The following is a 17946-nucleotide window of genomic DNA, read 5'->3' on the forward strand; positions in this document are numbered from 1 at the left end:
GACTTGGTGTCCGAAACCGCACCTCAGCGCATGGGACGGCCGCCATGTTTGGCGTATTCCAACCGCGCGATGGTGCGATTGTGGACCTCATCCGGGCCGTCGGCGATGCGCAGAGTGCGGACACCCGCGTAAAGCTCGGCCAGAGGCGTATCGCCTGACACACCGGCGCCGCCGAACGCCTGAATGGCGTCGTCGATGATCTGCAAGGCCATCCTCGGCGCAGCGACCTTGATCTGGGCGATTTCGGAGCGGGCGTTCTTGGCTCCCGCCTGATCCATCATCCAGGCGGCCTTCAGCACCAACAGGCGACACATCTCGATGTTGGTGCGAGCCTCCGCGACGCGCTGTTCCCAGACCGAGTGTTCCGCCAACTGCTTCTTGAACGCCGTCCGGTTCAGCAGCCGCGTGACCATCAGTTCCAGCGCCCGCTCGGCCGCTCCGATGGTGCGCATACAGTGGTGAATACGGCCCGGCCCAAGCCGCCCCTGGGCGATCTCGAAGCCCCTGCCCTCGCCCGCGATCAGGTTCTCGACCGGCACGCGGACGTTCTCCAGCACGACCTCGGCATGGCCGATCGGCTTTTCGTCGTACCCGAACACCGACAGCATCCGCTCGACGCGGAATCCCGGCGTGTCGGCCGGCACGATGATCTGCGATTGCTGGGCGTGGGATGCGGCGTCCGGGTCGGTCTTGCCCATGACGATGGTCACGGCCAGATTCGGATGGCCCATGTTTGTCGACCACCATTTGCGGCCATTGATGACATAGTGGTCGCCGTCCCGCTCGATCCGGGTCTGGATGTTGGTCGCGTCGGACGAGGCGACCTCAGGCTCGGTCATCAGGAAGGCCGAACGGATTTCGCCCGCCATCAGGGGCTTCAGCCAGCGCGCCTGTTGCTCGGCGTTCCCGTACATATGGAGCACCTCCATATTGCCGGTGTCGGGGGCGTTGCAGTTGAACACCTCGGCCGACCACAGATGCCGCCCCATCATCTCGGCCAGCGGCGCGTATTCCAGGTTCATCAGACCCGCTCCGTGTTCGCCGGGCAGGAACATGTTCCACAGTCCAGCTTCCTTCGCGGCCGCCTTCATCGTCTCCATGACCGGCGGCTGACGGTTCGAATCCTCGCGCACCTGGGCGAAATATTCGGCTTCATGCGGGATGACCTGCTCGTCCAGGAAGCGACGGACGCGGGCGTGCCAATCCAGGGCGCGGTCGGAATGTTTGAAGTCCATGTCGTTTCCTCTTTCCCGTTCGCGCTTCTGTCGAGCGCTCGATACGAAAACGGCGCGGCCCCTGGTCGGGAGCCGCGCCGCCATAACTGGTCGTTCAGACCGGCATCAGCGCTTCAGCAGCGGAGCCAGCTTCTGGGCGATCATCATGTCGCCGGCGATCTTCAGCTTGCCCTGCATGAAGGCCATCATCGGATCCAGCTTGCCTTCCGACAGAGCCATGAAGTCATCCCACTTCATCGAGACGGTGGCGTCGGCGGGCTTGTCCTCGTTCGTCACCGTATTCGGCGTGGAGGCGCCGTCGATGAAGATCTTGCCCTCGTCGCCGAGGTCGAGCTTGACGGTCTTGCCGAGGCCGGAGTTGTCGCCGACGGCGCCGCGGATGTGTTCGGTGACTTGTGCGAGATCGGGCATTGGGGGCGTCTCCCTGTTGGACGTTGTGGACTACGGGTTAGCCCGCATCGGCGGGGGCGCCAAGATCACGTCGGGGAAAGGTTTGATCACTTCTCCGGATCGCCGTCGCGGAACCGCCATTTCATCACCAGCACGCCCGACGCCATCACCAGGGCGCAGGCGTTGGCGACCGTAACAGGCCAGGCCTGCGTCATGACGCCATAGACGACCCACAGCACCAAGCAGGTCACCGTCAGGGAGTAGGTCTTCAAGCTGACCGACGACGCGTCGCGGTCCTTCCAGATCTTGACCGCCTGGGGCGCGAAGCTGGTGATCGAGCAGATCGCAGCCGCTGAGCCGACGATATTGGCGATCAGGTCGCTCATGCTGCGATCGTCGACGTGACGTTCAGGCTAAATCTGCACATGCCGCTCTCTCGGCGGCCGCCCCAGAGGATGTCAGCGTCGAACGCCAGGCGGCGGCCGTCTGGCCTGGGTCACCTGTTCGAAGGCGTAACCCAGCGAAAGGATGCGCGCATCGTCCCATTTCCCGCCGAGGAAGCTGATTCCCACGGGCATTCCCCGATCAAAGCCCATCGGCACGGTCAGGTGCGGATAGCCGGCGACGGCGGCCAGCTGGCTGGCCGATCCCTGCATGTCGTCCTCGTCCTTGGGATCGTTGGTCCAGGCGCGCGACGTGGTGGGCGCGATCAGGGCGATCACGCCATTGTCCCTCATCAATCGATCGATGCCCTCCGGCCCCGCCAGTCTGAGCGAGGTTGCGCGCGCCTCCAGATAGTCAGCGTCGGTCAAATCCCCCATCGCCTGGGCGCGCTCGAAGATGTCCTGACCGAACAGCACCGTCTCGCGCGGTTCGGCGGCGTTGAAGGCGATGACCTCGGCCAGTGTGCGAGTGCGAACCTGCTGCGGGTCGGTTGAGGCCAGATAGACGTTCAGATCGTGTTTCAGCTCATAGAGCAGCACCTTGAATTCGGCCGCGCCTATGACCCGGCCATCCGGGCCGTCTGGCAGGTCGACCAGCACGGCGCCGGCATCGCGCAGGGCCTTCAAGTTCTGCTCGAACACCGCCTGGGTTTCGGGCGAGTAGCCTTTCAGGAACCGCATCACCCCGATCCGCGCACCGCGCAGCGCATTGGCGTCCAGCCCGGCGGCGTAATCGACCTTGCGCGCATCGGCCTCGACCGTCGCCGGATCGGCCGGATCGGACCCGGCGATGACCGTCAGCACCCTGGCCGCATCCCTGACGGTCGTCGCCATCGGCCCGGCCGTGTCCTGCGAGTGGCTGATCGGCACAATGTGGGTGCGCGAGACCAGGCCCACGGTCGGTTTGAACCCGACCACGCCGTTGACCGACGCCGGGCAGGTGATCGACCCGTCCGTCTCCGTTCCGATGGCGACCGGCGTCAGCCCCAGCGCCACCGCCGCCCCGCTGCCGGAGGATGATCCGCACGGCGTGCGTGCGGGATCGTAGGGGTTCAGCGTCTGGCCGCCGACAGCGCTCCAGCCGCTGATCGAGTCCGACGAGCGGATATTCGCCCATTCCGACAGATTGGTCTTGCCGACGATCACGGCCCCGGCGGCGCGCAGTCGCATGACCAGCGGCGCGTCCCGTCCCGGCGCGTTGTTCGCCAGCGCCAACGAACCGGCGGTGGTCGGCATGTCCGCCGTCTCGATATTGTCCTTCAGCAGGATCGACATGCCGGAAATCGCCGACACGCCCCGGCTGGGTGATGTCGCGCTCCAGACCAGCACCGAATGGGCGCTGTCGTTCGCCTGCCCCGCCGCGACCACGGCGGATGCAGTCGGATAGGCGCCCTGCCCGGTCGCGCAGCCCGCAAGGGCCAGCGCGACCGCAGCCGCCAGGATCAGTCGGCCTTGGGTTCGGCTCGCTTGCCGATCGTGCGGTCCAGGAAGTCCAGATAGGTGCGCCATTGTTGCAGTTGCCTCGGATCGCCGCGGACGCCATGCCGCTGGCCGGGATAGAGCATCATCTCGAACGGCACGCTCTTGGCCTGCAAGGCGTCGATGACGCGCGTCGCATTGCCGAAGATGACGTTGTCGTCGGCCATGCCGTGCAGCAGCAGCAGCCGACCCGTCATGTCATCCAGCCGCGGCAGGACGTCGGTGGCGGCATAGCCCTCCGGATTGGCCTGGGGCGTGGACATATACCGTTCGGTATAGTGGGTGTCGTACAGGCTCCACTCCGTCGGCGCCGCGCCCGCCAGGGCCGAGGCCAGGCCGGCGTCCTTGTCCGTCAGTGTCAGCAGGCTGAGGAAGCCGCCGAAGCTCCAGCCCATCACAGCGATATGGTCGGCATCGACGTAAGGCAGGGTCTTCAGCCATTGCGCGGCCTGGGCCTGATCCTCGACCGCCGGAATGCCCAAGCGACGATAGATGCTGGTCTCGAACGCCTGCGACCGGTCGCCTTCCCCGCGATTGTCGACGCGGAAGACGATGTAGCCCGCCTCTGTCAGCAACTGGTTGGTCAGCGGCTGCCAGCTCTTCTGCACGCCCGCCCCGGTGCCGGGGCCGCCATAGACCTGCATCACCACCGGATACTTCTTGGACGGATCGAAGCCGGGCGGCGTGGTCATGCGCCAGACCAGGGTCTGGCCGTGGCTCTGCATCGTGCCGAACTCAGGCGTACGCAGGCGCGAGACATAGGGGGCGAACGGATGGTTGGCGTCGAGCCTGTTCTCTTCGATCCAGCGCACGCGCGTGCCGTCGATACGGTACAGGGCCGACTGCGTCGGCGTCGCCGGGTCGGAATAGTTGCCGACATAGGCCGTCGCCGGCCCGTTCACCGACACTGTCCACCAGCCGCCGCCCGGCGTCACCGCGACCGGATCGACCGTGCGGTTCAGATTGGCGCGGAACATCTGCTGCTCGATCGGCAGCTCCTTGCCGTCGCGCATCGAGGCGGTGAAATAGACATCGCCGGTCTGTTCGTTGACGCCGTCCAGATGTTTGACCGGATAGTCGCCGCGCGTGATGGCCCGCAGGCGACGCCCGTTGCGGTCGTACAGATACAGGTGCCGCCAGCCCGAATCCTCATTGGACCAGATGAAACGGCCGTCCGACAGGACGCGGAAGTCGTCGTTCAGATCGACCCAGGCCTGCGCCTTCTGGCTCAGAATCACCCGTGATGCGCCGGTCATCGGATCGACGCTCAGCAGGTCTAAAGTCTTCTGGTCGCGCGACTGGCGCTGAACGTACAGGGTCTTGCCGTCGCCGGACCAGTTCACCCGAGCCAGATAGATGTCGGTGTTGGATCCCAGGTCCACCTTGACCCGTCCCCCGCCCTGCAGGTCACGCACATAAAGTTCGACCACCGCATTTGGCCGGCCCGCGCGAGGATAGCGTTGCTCCACCATCGTCGCGCCGCCGCCGGTGATCTCGAAGCGCGGCACGATATCGACCGGGCTCTCGTCCACGCGCGTCATGGCGATGTAGCGCTCGTCGGGGCTCCACCAGTAGCCGGTGTCGCGATCCATCTCCTCCTGGGCGATGAACTCGGCCGTGGCCCAGGTGATCAGGCCCGCGCCGTCGTCGGTGATCGGCGTCTCCTTGCCGCTCGCCAGATCATAGACGACCAGATTCTGATCGCGGACATAGGAGACATAACTGCCCTTCGGCGACACCTTGGCGTCGATCTCGTCGGCAGGCGTCTCGGTCAGGCGGCGCACCTTGCCGTCCGCCCGGTTCGCCAGGAAAATGTCGCCTTCCAGCGGCGCCAGGATGTAGCGGCCCTGCTGGTCCCATGAATATTCGACCACGCCGCGCGCGCTGATCCGCATCCGCTCGCGCCGGGCCTTTTCGGCCTCTGACAGTTCGCCGGCGTCGGGGACCAGGGCCCGTGCGTCGATCAGCTTGTAGGGTTCGCCCTCACCCGTCGGCGCGGCCCACAGGTCCTGCACATCCACATTGTCCTCGCGCGAGCGCAGGAAGGCGACCAACTGGCCGTCAGGCGACAGGCTGACCCCCTTGGCCACCGGCCCGTTCAGGCTGGGGCTGGAAAACACCCGCTCGGGCGTCAGGATGTTGGAGGGCGTCTCCTGCGCAAGCGCCGAGCTGGCGGACAGGAGGATGGTCGAGGCGAGAAGAAGGGTGCGCATGGGTCGGGACGCTAGCGGTGCTTCTGCAAGCCGTCACGAGGAAATGTCGACGCCGAGTGAAAGGCTTGTCCTTCCCTGCGAGGGGTTCTCAGATTAGAGAGACGCACAATGACAGACGCCGCCCTCTCCCCCGCCCCCGTGAAAGCCAGTCCGTTTAACGAGCTGGAGGTTCTGTGGGTGCGCCACTGGACCGACAGCCTGTTCAGCTTCGGCGTCAAACGACCCGAGGATTTTCGCTTCCGCTCGGGCGAGTTCGTGATGATCGGCCTGCCGGGCGAAGCCAAAGACGGTGTACCGGGAAAACCTGTCCTGCGGGCCTATTCCATCGCCAGCCCTTGCTGGGCCGAGGAGCTGGAGTTCTTCTCGATCAAGGTCGCCGACGGCCCACTGACCTCGCGCCTGCAAAAGATACAGCCTGGCGACACCGTCCTGATGGGCAAGAAGCCGACCGGCACCCTGGTGCTGGACGCCCTGACCGGCGGCGAGCGCCTGTTCCTGATCGGCACCGGCACGGGTCTGGCGCCCTGGCTCAGCGTCGCGCGCGACCCCGAGACCTATTCCCGCTTCGGCCATGTCTATGTGATCCACACGGTCCGCAGCGTCGCCGACCTCGCCTACCGCGACTTCTTCACCCGCGAGATCCACGACGACCCCCTGATTGGGGAAGAGGCGCAGGCGCAACTGACCTACTACCCCACCGTCACCCGTGAGGACTTCGAGACGCCCGGCCGCATCACCGACCGCATCAAGTCCGGCGACTTCTTCCGCGATTTGGGCCTGCCCGAAGGGTTCGACCCCGCCCGCGACCGCGCCATGCTGTGCGGCTCCATGGCCATGATCAAGGAAGCCGGCGAACTGCTGGAGACCTATGGCCTGAAGGAAGGCTCCAACGCCGAACCGGCGGACTATGTGCTGGAGCGGGCCTTCGTCGGCTGACGACTTGGCTTGGGCGGCGCGACCCGCTAACCCCACGCCCATGTCAAAGCCTGCACTTGTCGCCGTCGATCCCCGCGTCGATCCGTCCGAATGCCAGTCCATGGCCGAGGTCCGCCAAGGCGTTGACGCCCTGGACCGCGCTCTGGTCGCCCTGCTGGCCGAGCGCCAGCGCTACATGGACGCCGCCGCCCGCATCAAGCCCGACCGCGACGCCGTCTTCGACCAGGCCCGGATCGATGACGTGGTCGCCAAGGTTCTGGCCTCGGCCGAGGCCCACAACCTGTCGCCCGACATCGCCGAACCCGTCTGGCGCCTGCTCATCGACCGCTGCATCGCCCACGAATTCGCCACCTACGACCGGACTCGCAGCTAGGACGGCGCACGCCTGCCATCCTATACGCGAAGAAAGTTCGGCCTAGTTTCAACCGATTGGGTCGCAGCAGCGTCATTCACCCCGCCGCTCTTTCAGGGCGCCGTATAATGGGCGGCCGGTCTTTGACATCGCGACGCGCCTCGCCTGCCGAAATTGCACTTTCTTGTATTTTGCACGCGTTTTCGGAGTGCAGTGCAATTTCATCCGCTTCGCCTCAGCCCTTGAGACCGCGCAGCATCAGTTCGTGCCGATAGGCCGCGACATCGGCCAGCGCAGCCTCCAGCGCATCGCGCACCCGCTCCACAGCCGGCGCAGCCAGCTTCTGATCCACCGCTTCCGCCTCGGCGCAGATCGCCGCCAGGTCGCGCGCGCCGATGCCCGCCGCCGCGCCTCGGATCGTGTGGACCCCGTCGCGCCAGCCCTCGACCTTGGGATCCATCATGACGGACCACAGGCCGGCCTGATTGACGAACAGGCCCAACACCTCCTCGTTGATGGCGTCGTCCCCGCCCGTCATGCCGTTCAGCACACCGAAATCGACTGCGCCCGTCAGATCGCGCAGCGCCATCAGGCCGCCGTCTCCTCGCCCTTGGCCAGGCGCGAGTTCCGTGACGACCACAGCAGATAGATCGCCACGCCGACCACGTTCCAGACGACAAAGCCGATCTGCGTCACCGGCTTCAGGCTCAAGAAGAAGACCAGGCAGCCGATCACGCTGACCGCGCCAACGACCGGCCATAGCGGCGCCTTGAACACCCGCTTGCGACCGGGCTCGCGGATGCGCAACACGATCAGGCAAACTCCGACCGAGCAGAAGGCCGCCAGCGTCCCGGCGTTGGCCAGCGACGCCAACTCGTCCAGCGGCAGCAGCCCCGCCAGGATCGCCACGACGATGGCGGTGAACACGGTCACCACCGCCGGCATGCCTCGGCTCGACACCTTGGCCAGGCGGCGCGGCAATAGGCCGTCGCGCGCCATGCCCAAGAAGATGCGGCTCTGGCCGAACAGGAAGGCCAGCAGGACGGTCGGAAGCGCGATCACCGCTGCGGCGGCGATCCACTGGGCTGCCGTCCCCTGCCCCATCTGACGCAGAATCAGGGCCAGAGGCTCGGGGCTGCTGGCGAAGGTCGCGACCGGCCGCGCGCCGATGGCTGCGGCCGCGACAAGCAGATACAGCGCCGTGCAGATCAGCATCGAGCCGACGATGCCGATGGCCAGGTCACGCTCGGGCTTCTTGGTTTCCTCCGCCGCCGTCGAGATCGCGTCGAAACCATAGAAGGCGAAGAAAATGATCGCCGCCGCGGCCATCACCCCGGTCTGGACGAAGGGCGCACCGAAGCCGTTGGGCATGAAAGGCGTGAAATGTTCGGGTTTGAACGCCGGCAGGGCGATGGCGACGAACACCACCAAGGCCGCGATCTTGATTAGGACCAGCACCGCATTCAGCGTCGCGCTCTCCTTGGTGCCCAGCAGGAGCAGGCCCGTCACCACTCCAATGATGGCCACGGCCGGCAGGTTGATGATTCCCCCGGCATGCGGCCCGGCGACCAGCGCCGTCGGCAGATCGATCCCCAGCCCGCTCAGGAAACCGACCGCATAGCCGGACCAGCCCACCGCCACGGCGCTGACGACCAGCGAATATTCCAGGATCAGGCTCCACCCCACGATCCAGGCGATCAACTCGCCCAGCACGGCATAGGAATAGGTGTAGGCGCTGCCCGCCGTCGGCATCATGGTCGACAGCTCGGCATAGGCCAGGGCCGCGCACGCGCAGACCAGTCCCGCAAGGCCAAAGCTGATCAACACGGCCGGGCCCGCCAGGCCCGCCCCGACCCCGATCAGCGTCAGGATGCCGGTGCCGACGATGGCCCCAACGCCCAGGGCCAGCAGGTGCGGCCAGCTTAACGTCGGCTTCAGCCGCGGTCCGTCGTGCGGCGCCATCATCGCATCGATCGATCGACGCCGGTTCCAGAAGGCCATGCTGTTCACTCCCCGACGCTTGCTGCGGCTGATTCCACGCGGACCATACTCCGCCGCAGAAAGTTTGCGAAAGCGCTTGCCAACCCCCGAACCGCTGGGTAGTAGGAGCGCCCTTCGGCGATGGCGTTGGCCCCGCCGAAGACACGACGATCGGTGTGGGTGATTAGCTCAGTCGGTAGAGCAGCTGACTCTTAATCAGCGGGTCCACAGTTCGAACCTGTGATCACCCACCATCGTCTTTCCAACCCATTGGAATCGCTAAGAAGGCCCACAGCCATTGGCTTTGCGCGCCGCATGGGTTATCCAAATGTTATCCAAATTCGGGGTAGCTGATGGCGACCAAGAAGGGGCTTGTCCGCCCGCGCCGCAAGGTCGGCGGCGAGTGGGTTGAGTTGGGCGGCCGAACCGCCAACGTCCGTATGGCCGTCCCCGCCGACGTGCGCGCCATCGTCGCCGCCCTGCCCGTCGATGATCCCCGCCGGGCGCTCTTTGTCCGCGCCGACGGGAAGCCAAAAACCGAATTGGTGCGGACGACGCGGCGACGCGATCAGGAAGATGCCGAACGGGTCGGCGCGGCTATCAAGGCGGAATGGAAACGGGCCATCGCGGCCCTCCGCGCTACCGGCAACCCGCAGGACGTTGCGGCCGTCCTCGCCAGGATCGAGGACTGGCGCGAACGCGCCATCGCGCGCGCGCAGGGCTATGACGTTGATATAGCCATCCTCGAATTCACGGCGTTCGCAGTTCATCCCACAGACCGCGCTCCCCCGGCGCCTGGGCTGGATCATGGCGGGCCGGAATGGGCGCGACTGTATTTCAGGGACCGGCCGCAGGTGTCGCGGGATGTTACACCACCGCCTGAGACGTTCCGGCGTATCGAGCGCCTTCGGACGGCTGAGACCGGGGATGAAGCGTGGCGGGACGTGCAGGGCTTCGACGAAGCCCTGACACAGGCGGTCGGCGCCATTGACCACCGAGTCCGATCTGCTGTTCGCCGCGCCTTCGCCCGCGCCATGCGCGAGGTGCTTGAGGCCGAAGAGGTGGAGCGGCGTCTCGCGGCCCGCATCCTCACGATCATGTCGGACCACGCGGCCCCGGCGCCGGTGGTGCCGCCCGCGCCGGGGGCATACGAGGTCCGCCACGGCGACAGGACTGTGGGCGAGTTGCTGGACGCCTATTTGGCGGCGGCGAAGGCCGCGCGGGGCGAGGCGGCCGTCAAGGAGTCCAAGGCGATCTTTCGGGCTATCAGGGAGTTCCTGGGCGACGAAACGCCGGTGCGCGCCGTCCGCCGCGACGATGCACGGCGGGTGCATCAAGCGCTCCAGCACGTCCCAGCGAACGCCGTCAAACGGTTCGGGCCGGACGTGACTCTAGCTGAAGCCATTGAGCGCGCGGACAAGGACGACCTTCCAAGGCTGACCCACAACAGCGTCAAAAATTACATGACCAATGCCGCCATGGTCTGGAATTGGGCGCTTAAGGAACGCGAGGGCTGGGCGGACCAGAACCCGTTCGAAGGCCTAGCAGGGAAGCCCCAGGACAGCGTGAGGCGGCGCGGTTTCCGAGACGCTGAGTTGGTCAAGCTGTTCGGCCACTTGTCGCAATATAAGGCGGAAGGTCTTGCGAGGTTTTGGGTCCCCGCCCTCGCGCTCAACGGCTGTCGCTTGTCGGAATTGTGCCAGCTAAGAACCACCGACGTTAAGGTTCACGGAGACGTTGTCTATCTCGACCTGAGCGAATTCGACGCCGAAGGTCGGCGTGACCATAGCAAGAGCCTCAAGACGCTCAACAGTGAGCGTTTCGTCCCTGTTCACCCGCTCCTGGTCGAGGCTGGATTTAAGGATTTCGTCGCCCAGCGCAGGAAGGACAAGTCGGAGCGCCTCTTTCCTGAGATTAAGCCATACAAAGGAGATTGGTCGCACCACTTTTCAAAGTGGTTCGGCACTGTGTTGGACGACGTTGTTTCCGTCGATCCCGCCATTGTTTTCCACTCATTTCGCCATGGTCTTCGTCAGCGCGGCCGGACTGCTGGGCTATCTCGGGAAATACTCGACGCAATTGGCGGCTGGGCGAAGCGTTCGACGGGCGAGAAATATGGCCTGGACGAAATCCTCGATCTCCACGATCACCTCGCACGGATCAGCTTCGGCGCGCTCCGGCTGTAGCTGACTCGCCGCCACTGGCGCACTTAGGGCGCCATCCCAGGGTGCCCGCCCGTAAGCGCATCACTGGCGGCGAGTCCTCCTTCGCCAGCGCTACAACGTAATGATACGTTGTAACAGCAATTCGATCCGGCCCCACTTGGCGCCGGGGCGAAAATTGGGAAGGGCACCCCCGCCAAGGGTCCCTCCAGGGCCGAAATTATTCCGCCCCCACCCCAGGGGCGCCGGTCGCAACAAGAGGGCAATCACCGTCAAGGCGAGGGCGAGTTGAAGGAGCCGGATCACGCCGCCGCCGAGTAGCGCTTCACCGTCGCGGGGGAGATTCCGAAGTGCGCGGCCGTCGCGGTGATGCTGGCGCCGTTCGCCTTCCTCCAGGCCACGACCTGGGCGGCATCCTGGGCCATGGGGCGGCCTAGGCTTTCCTTGCCCCGGTGGGTCCGGCCGGTGGCGGCGAGGGACTCGCGGGCGGCGGCCCGGCCCGCGTCAGTCCGTTCCTTGATGCGACGGCGCTCCATGTCCGCCACCTGGGCGAGCACGGCAAGGATCAACTCGCCCACGCCTCGTCCGATCGGCCCTAGGCCGTGGATTTCGACGGTGACGCCCTTCTCCAGCAGCGCGCGAACGGTGGTTTGAATATCCAGTGCGTCGCGGCCCAAGCGGTCCACGGCGTAGATGTAGAGGGTATCGCCAGTCCTAATTTTCGTCAGCAGATCGGCAAAGCCGGGGCGGTCCTTCGCCAGCACGGCTCCGCTCACGCCAATGTCGGAAAATTCCTGATCGAACGCGCCGCCCAAAGCGTGGCGCTGGGCGTCAATGGACTGATCGCCGGTGCTCACCCGGTAGTAGGCTATCCGATGGCTCATAAGTTACCCTCCGCTACATTTGGGCCGTAAGTGGCTCATAAGGGCGGCTCATTTTGGAGTCAACAGTATCTTTTGCGCCTAGCTATCAACTTACAACTTTTGGACCTGCGCACTCCGGGCTTGCGCTCCAAGGCGACTCGCAACACGTTCCACACAATCTTAACGTTTCCGCCTTGCTGCCCGACGGCGAATCAGCACACAGTCCCGCTTGCCTCAGGATGAGTTCGCTGGACTTGAGGGGGATTGGTTAATGGACGCAAGAACGATGTTCGCGAATGCGACGATCAGCTTGCACCAGATCGCAGAGTGCCCAATGGGCATGATGAGGTCTCCATGACCGGCCGTACGATTGTACGCCAAGATGTTAACACCGTGGCCGGTGAAAGCCGGAACATCATCGTAACAGCAGCCGGGGGGCGCGACGGGTTGAACGGCACCCACCCCCGGCGCGTAACGACGAAGCCTCTAAAGGCTAGGCGCTATCCTCATTTCGACGATCCGCTAGACGATAACGCCCTGGGCACCTTTGAACGCTCTGAAGCGGAAGTCGCAGCGCACCCTTTCTTTCCCCTTCTTGCCTATCAAAAGACGAGACGGACCGTAGATTTCTCCGTTTTCCCGCCGGAAGTGAAAACGAAACCGCGCGACATCAAGTATGCCGCTCATGCCGATGCCGCGCTGTATGGCATTTACGCGCGAAAGCTTGCCGTACCCTATGAAGATGCCCTTCGGCATCGTGGCATTTCGGATAGCGTTTTGGCTTACCGAAGCGGCGTCGGATACAACGTCCCGTTCGCGGGTGCGCTGTTCGACGAAATCCGGCAGTGCGGTGGTGGCACAGTCATCTGCGTGGACGTGTCCAAGTTTTTCGACCGGCTGCGGCATGATTTATTGAAAGCCCGCCTTGGCGACATCATCGGCAGTTCACGTCTGCCGCCGGATTGGCACGCGGTTTACCGCCGAATGACGGCGTTCGATTCCGTAGAGATCGAAGCACTAAAGGCGAAGCTTGGGCGACTTGGTGGCGGTCGCATCTGCGACATCGACGCCTTTCGCCGCGATGTCCGGCCGATCATCAAGCGGAACCCTAATCCGTACGGGATTCCTCAGGGGACGCCGTTGTCTGGGGGATTCGCCAATCTCTACATGATCGACGTTGACCAGTTTATGCACACGTGGGTGTCGGGGCGGGGCGGTTCCTACCGTCGCTACAGTGACGACATCGCAATACGGATGCCCAGTCCGGTTGCGGCGAGCGCGGCGATAGACATTCTGCAAGAACAACTGACCAGCGTTGGCCTGGAGATGAACGACGACAAAACCTGTGTATCTACCTTCGTTCAAAAAGACGGCCAATTGGTCTGTGTTGGCAGCCCTCTCCAGTACCTCGGCTTCACCTTCGACGGGTCTAAGACATTGATCCGTTCCGAGAGCATGAGGGTGTTCTACGCGCGGATGAAGTCGAACATCAGACGGTATGTGCGGGCTGCGGCTCGTGACAAAATTCCTGTCACTCAACTTCGGAGGCGTGTTCTGATCGGGCGTTTTACCCACTGGGGCGATGCGTGGAACTTCGTCCAGTACGCCTACAGAGCGTCGAGAGAGTTAGGCGCGCCGGAGATTAAACGTCAGTTGCGCAATCACGTGCCGGTTTTCGAGGAACACTGGAAGGCTATGACGCAGCGCTACTATAAGGGAGCGCTGCCGCCTGCCCCTGCCGGGCCTAGCCGCGCCGATCTGAAATCCTGAGATTTCCGAACAGCCGAACAGGTACTGATCGATACGCTCCGCCCCCTACCCCCAAACTCTCGCACTCTCGGCATCGAAGAATGCGACACTCAAAGGACTACGCGGACGCTTCCCCAGACGTGCCTCTGCCATCTTTTCTGCCCTAGATATGATCGCTCTATTGTCTGCCGCATCAGGATCACCATAAATGCTGACGAACAGCGCCGACGCCTTGCCGCGCTCAATCAGCCTTAGGACATGATCATCATTTGGCGCCAATGAGTGGCCATACACTACTATCGCACTATCCGCCACGTTCGCGCACCCCTCCAGACTTCGGAGAGACTTATGAAGGTACGCATTGTGCATTATCTTCTGCCGTTTACTGACGGCTGTACCTTCAGCAACAAATAGCGGATATTTTTCTTCCCGCAACGATTGGCGTATCTGCTCAACAATCGGGACATCCGTGCGGGACCACGTATACTTCACAATATCCGTCTCAATGTCGAATAGATGTAAGGCACCGTGGAGATAGTGAACCGAAGGGCTGTGGGCTTGCTGCCAAGACACCCATGGCGCGTCCGGAACATCTTCAGGATGTCTAAATCCATCATCAGGCTTAAGGTCGATCTCGTCGACCTCGCTCTGCATCATCGTCCAGTAAAGTAGCACGTCGTAGTTCAACGTGTATATGTGCCCAAAATCGCTCAAAAACTCTCTGCAGGCCCTATAGCAACCCTCGTCCACGTCGTAGGGTCGGTCGGGGTGCCTCTTAGCAATTGCTGAAACCAAAATCTCTTTGAGAGTGTCGGCATCTTTCGCGAGTTGTATGGCGAGGGGAGAATCAGTACCCTCATAGATCGCCACTATCTTCGCTGCACTGACGAGATACCGGATTACTATTTCGAAGTCTTCCGTTCTCAGCGCTTCGAATATTGCGCGGATGTGCGGAACATCGTCCAGATCGGCGTTTTGATATAGCGATCCGTACGTAAAAATCCTTGGAAACAGCGCGATGCTGAAGCCGTTCCCCAGAACTAGATAGCGGTTACGATAACCTTGAAGGGCCTCGTGCACGTCGCTGTAATCAATTAGATCAACCAATGTCTGCCCCCATATGTAAGCCGATATCCGGGCTTGCACAGGGCTATCGTTGCACGGTTTGAGGCAAACGGAAAAGCGGCCATTCACCCCCTGGGGTTGAGTTGCACCAGCAGCGCCAGGCAAATGAGGGTAATGCTGGGTCGTCGCGACCTACTCGAAAGTCGCATAAGCAACTTCCAAATCAGCACGGGCTCCTGACATTGCCCCCTGGAACGCAGCCTCGGCCTTCCTCAAAGCCTGCGACCTCTCCTTCTGCTCCTTGATGGCGGGCAGTGGGAAGGGTCACCAATCCGACACGGCGGCTAGACAACTAGACAGCTAGACAGTCGAATTCGCGTTTCCCAACACTTCTCAAGGTGCGCGATCCCGCTCATACGTCAGGCGTGAGCGTGTGTGGCTCTCCCCACTCCTCTTCTCTTTTAACCACTGAATACCCGTCTATCTGTCTAGAAGCAGGGATAAGTGAATAAGAACAAGGGGCTGCCGGTCAGACAGCCCCCTAGACGGCTTCTAGACAGGTTCGACGTGTCTAGGCGTCGCCCTCGTCGGAAGGCTTCGGCGTCCGCGCAAACGCGCGCTGCTGACCGTAGCCCTCGAAACTCTCCCGCGTCCCCGTCGCCTCCCATTCCGGCAGCGAACGCATGATCTGGCCCAAGGCCGCCGCCCAGGCGTTGGTGTAGGCGTCGAGGTCGCGCAGAAGCGCCACCTCCCACACCTCGCGCAGGCAGACCCGGTCCTTGTTGTTCTTGACCAACCAGTCCTCGATCTGACCGGTGAGCATGTCGTCCGCCGTGTCGATGGTGCGGCTCGCCTGGAGCGTTTGGGCGGTCTTACGGGCAGCCTGGTCAGACAGCCACAACGGCAAGCGCCCGGTGGGCTGGGCGTCGCGCATCTCGCGGTAAAGATGAACGGCCTCGGCCCACAGTTGACCGATGTTGCCGCGCAGCCGCTCGATGTCGATGGTCCCGGCGACCTTGCATGCTACCGGCAGGAACCGGCGCCCGCCGGTGGGGTCCTTGAGGTAGGCTTGATCGTTGGTCGAGCCGATGAAGATGCAGGCGCGGGGGAACTCACGCGCCCGGCGCGCGTAGGCGAGGCGTGCCTTGTCGGTGTGCCGGGAGAGGAACGACTTGACCCGGCGCACGTCCGCCTTCGCCAAGCCGGTCAGTTCGCCCAACTCGACGATCCAACAGCCCTGCATCTGTTCGACGCATCCCTTGCTGTCATCCATGGCTGCGTCCAGTTCGCCATACCAATTCACTGCGAGGGTTTCGATGAACGTCGTCTTGCGCTTGCCCTGGAGACCTTCAAGAATCACTGATTCGTCAATCTTCATTCCCGGCTCGAAAGCCCGCGCGACCGCGCCCACCATCATCAACCGCGCCGCTTCGCGGTGGTAGGCGTCGTCGTCGGACCCCAGGTAGTCGACGAACAAGGCCCCAACGCGGGGCGTCTCGTCCCAGACAAGCCCGCTCAAATAGCCTTGGACCGGATGGAATTGGTTGCCCTTCGCAGCGAGGTGGACGGCCGCCCCCAGGTCGCGATCCGTGACCCGAAGGTCATAACCACCTTCGTCCTCCGACGCCTCCAGCATCGCCCTCAGCATGTCGTCTTGAGCGTCCGACCACAGGTCGCCGTTGATTTCGTCGCGGACGGTCCAATCCGGCCCTGCAAGCTGGACTCCAGCCCCCTCCTTGCGCCCCGGCACCGTTCGCAGCACGACTTCGCCGGTGAAGGTGTTGAAGCCCACGACCCCAGCGGTGCGCGGATCGTTCTCGACGATCAGTTGCAGGTTCGGAAGATTGGAGAGGATACAACCCTTGTCAGTGAGAACCAGCCGATCCATCCACTCCTCGGTCCTGACGGGCCGCTTCTTGCGCCGCTTCGTTTCCGGCGCCGCCTTCGCCTCTTCACCTTCCATCACCGGATTAAAGTCATCCGACTCCAGCGCATCGGCGGGAAACCACTCCGCCGCGACCATCTGGCCCAGGAAGTCCAGACGCTCGTAGTCTCGACAATGATTGTGAGAGCAATAGGCGACGAACCCGCCCCCGTTACCTTCGCCACCGTTGACCACAAAGAACCCCTGATCGTCGGCGGCACCGGCGTTGCTGTGGTTATGGTCGAAAGGGCATACGACGGTCAGCTTCTCGCTGTTACGCCCCTGCACCCTGTCGTCGGCGTAGGCCTCAATCGCGTCGGCGATCTGGAAGCCGCTACCGTGCTTCTTAGCCCAACGCAGCAACTTCTTTCCTAGATACGTCGCGGGGGTCTTGGCGGCCTTCTTCACCGACAGCGGTGCCAAATCCAGCGAACGCCAGTCAAACAGGTTGCCACCGAAAACACTCACCTCGTAGGGCGCGCCGGGCTTGCGCCGGGGCAGATTGAACAGGCGGGACGGATCGACACACGCCTTGTCGATCTCCAGCCCCAGGCGTTCGCCCAAGGCCACCGGAACCCGCGCCCACGCCTCGCATCCACGCTGCTGGTCGCCACCGCCTTCAGTCACAAGGTCGAACGCCTCCAGCAGAGGAATGACGACACGGTGCTTGGGATGGCCGTCGGTGTGGCTGTGGGTCGAGTGTCGGACCGCCAGGACGCCCAGGTCAGCGATCGCCTCGTCAACGTCGGCACCGTCAACTCCGGCGTCGAGGTCGAGGGCGATGGCCGTGACGGAGCGGGCTAGCGCCTTCTTGCGCGGTCCCTTCGGCAGGTCGGCGAAGACCACCGCCAGCCCATCCTTGCGCCGGTCTTCGCGGTGATCGGTCAGCAGGCCGAACAGGTCGCCCAGGGTGTCCGTGCGCGGTGCCCAGGTCCGTGCATTGCGGCCATGCCCAGCACTGAACTGAATCGTCCGCGCGAGAAGAGGCGACGTTGGGTCGTAGTTGAAGTTGGTGGGCTCGCCGCCGATATGGGCGCGCGATTCCTTGATCCCCGCCGGGGGGCTATAGTGCGGAATCATAGAAGGTCCTTCGCCGTCGCCGTCCTACCGGTGGCGGGCGTTCTTGTTGAGATGGGATTGAGGCGAGCGGGTCCA

At 63.6% G+C, this 17946-nt stretch carries 14 protein-coding genes and 1 tRNA gene; 5 read left to right on the forward strand and 10 right to left on the reverse strand.

Annotation, left to right across the window (positions count from 1 at the left end; translation table 11 throughout):
* Window positions 1-23: 23 nt before the first annotated feature.
* From HF680_RS05090 to HF680_RS05110, 5 genes are all read right to left on the reverse strand, one after another.
* Complete coding sequence (locus HF680_RS05090; RefSeq protein ID WP_185224255.1) at window positions 24-1235, reverse strand: acyl-CoA dehydrogenase family protein; 1212 nt, start codon at window positions 1233-1235, stop codon at window positions 24-26.
* Window positions 1236-1340: 105 nt separating this feature from the next.
* A complete protein-coding gene (locus tag HF680_RS05095) occupies window positions 1341-1646 on the reverse strand; it encodes an SCP2 sterol-binding domain-containing protein (protein ID WP_039243606.1) in 306 nt (101 codons plus the stop codon).
* 86 nt (window positions 1647-1732) lie between these two features.
* Complete coding sequence (locus HF680_RS05100) at window positions 1733-2011, reverse strand: SemiSWEET family sugar transporter (RefSeq protein ID WP_185224256.1); 279 nt, start codon at window positions 2009-2011, stop codon at window positions 1733-1735.
* A 72-nt stretch (window positions 2012-2083) separates the two neighbouring features.
* Window positions 2084-3577: an amidase gene (locus HF680_RS05105; protein WP_185224257.1), complete on the reverse strand. Its 1494-nt coding sequence runs from the start codon at window positions 3575-3577 to the stop codon at window positions 2084-2086.
* The gene (locus tag HF680_RS05110; RefSeq protein ID WP_185224258.1) at window positions 3511-5760 is read right to left on the reverse strand and encodes a S9 family peptidase; all 2250 of its coding nucleotides are present in this window, start codon (window positions 5758-5760) and stop codon (window positions 3511-3513) included. The genes HF680_RS05105 and HF680_RS05110 overlap by 67 nt, the downstream gene beginning before the upstream one ends.
* A gap of 108 nt (window positions 5761-5868) precedes the next feature.
* On the opposite strand from HF680_RS05110, the gene HF680_RS05115 reads away from it, so the two are divergent.
* Complete coding sequence (locus tag HF680_RS05115) at window positions 5869-6696, forward strand: ferredoxin--NADP reductase (RefSeq protein WP_185224259.1); 828 nt, start codon at window positions 5869-5871, stop codon at window positions 6694-6696.
* A 40-nt stretch (window positions 6697-6736) separates the two neighbouring features.
* Window positions 6737-7069, forward strand: coding sequence for a chorismate mutase (locus HF680_RS05120; RefSeq protein WP_185224260.1), 333 nt, complete (start codon window positions 6737-6739; stop codon window positions 7067-7069).
* Window positions 7070-7283: 214 nt separating this feature from the next.
* Here HF680_RS05120 and HF680_RS05125 read toward each other — a convergent pair whose 3' ends face one another.
* Entirely contained in the window at window positions 7284-7637 is a 354-nt protein-coding gene (locus HF680_RS05125) for an Hpt domain-containing protein (RefSeq protein WP_185224261.1), read from the reverse strand.
* Window positions 7637-9049: an amino acid permease gene (locus tag HF680_RS05130; protein WP_185224262.1), complete on the reverse strand. Its 1413-nt coding sequence runs from the start codon at window positions 9047-9049 to the stop codon at window positions 7637-7639. The genes HF680_RS05125 and HF680_RS05130 overlap by 1 nt, the downstream gene beginning before the upstream one ends.
* Window positions 9050-9206: 157 nt before the next feature.
* Between HF680_RS05130 and HF680_RS05135 the strand changes: the two genes are divergently transcribed.
* Window positions 9207-9282 (forward strand) — tRNA-Lys (locus HF680_RS05135).
* A gap of 99 nt (window positions 9283-9381) precedes the next feature.
* Window positions 9382-11214 carry a site-specific integrase gene (locus HF680_RS05140; protein ID WP_185224263.1) on the forward strand — a complete coding sequence of 611 codons (1833 nt, stop codon included), beginning with the start codon at window positions 9382-9384 and terminating at the stop codon, window positions 11212-11214.
* A 278-nt stretch (window positions 11215-11492) separates the two neighbouring features.
* Here HF680_RS05140 and HF680_RS05145 read toward each other — a convergent pair whose 3' ends face one another.
* Window positions 11493-12074, reverse strand: a complete 582-nt coding sequence (locus HF680_RS05145) for a recombinase family protein (RefSeq protein WP_185224264.1) — start codon at window positions 12072-12074, stop codon at window positions 11493-11495.
* 333 nt (window positions 12075-12407) lie between these two features.
* On the opposite strand from HF680_RS05145, the gene HF680_RS05150 reads away from it, so the two are divergent.
* The gene (locus HF680_RS05150; RefSeq protein ID WP_185224265.1) at window positions 12408-13823 is read left to right on the forward strand and encodes a reverse transcriptase domain-containing protein; all 1416 of its coding nucleotides are present in this window, start codon (window positions 12408-12410) and stop codon (window positions 13821-13823) included.
* Window positions 13824-13868: 45 nt separating this feature from the next.
* Here HF680_RS05150 and HF680_RS05155 read toward each other — a convergent pair whose 3' ends face one another.
* Window positions 13869-14909, reverse strand: a complete 1041-nt coding sequence (locus HF680_RS05155; protein ID WP_185224266.1) for a DUF4917 family protein — start codon at window positions 14907-14909, stop codon at window positions 13869-13871.
* A 529-nt stretch (window positions 14910-15438) separates the two neighbouring features.
* Window positions 15439-17871 carry a virulence-associated E family protein gene (locus tag HF680_RS05160; protein WP_185224267.1) on the reverse strand — a complete coding sequence of 811 codons (2433 nt, stop codon included), beginning with the start codon at window positions 17869-17871 and terminating at the stop codon, window positions 15439-15441.
* Window positions 17872-17946: the final 75 nt, after the last annotated feature.

This window comes from Brevundimonas huaxiensis, assembly GCF_014218725.1.
GTDB classification, from domain to species: domain Bacteria; phylum Pseudomonadota; class Alphaproteobacteria; order Caulobacterales; family Caulobacteraceae; genus Brevundimonas; species Brevundimonas huaxiensis.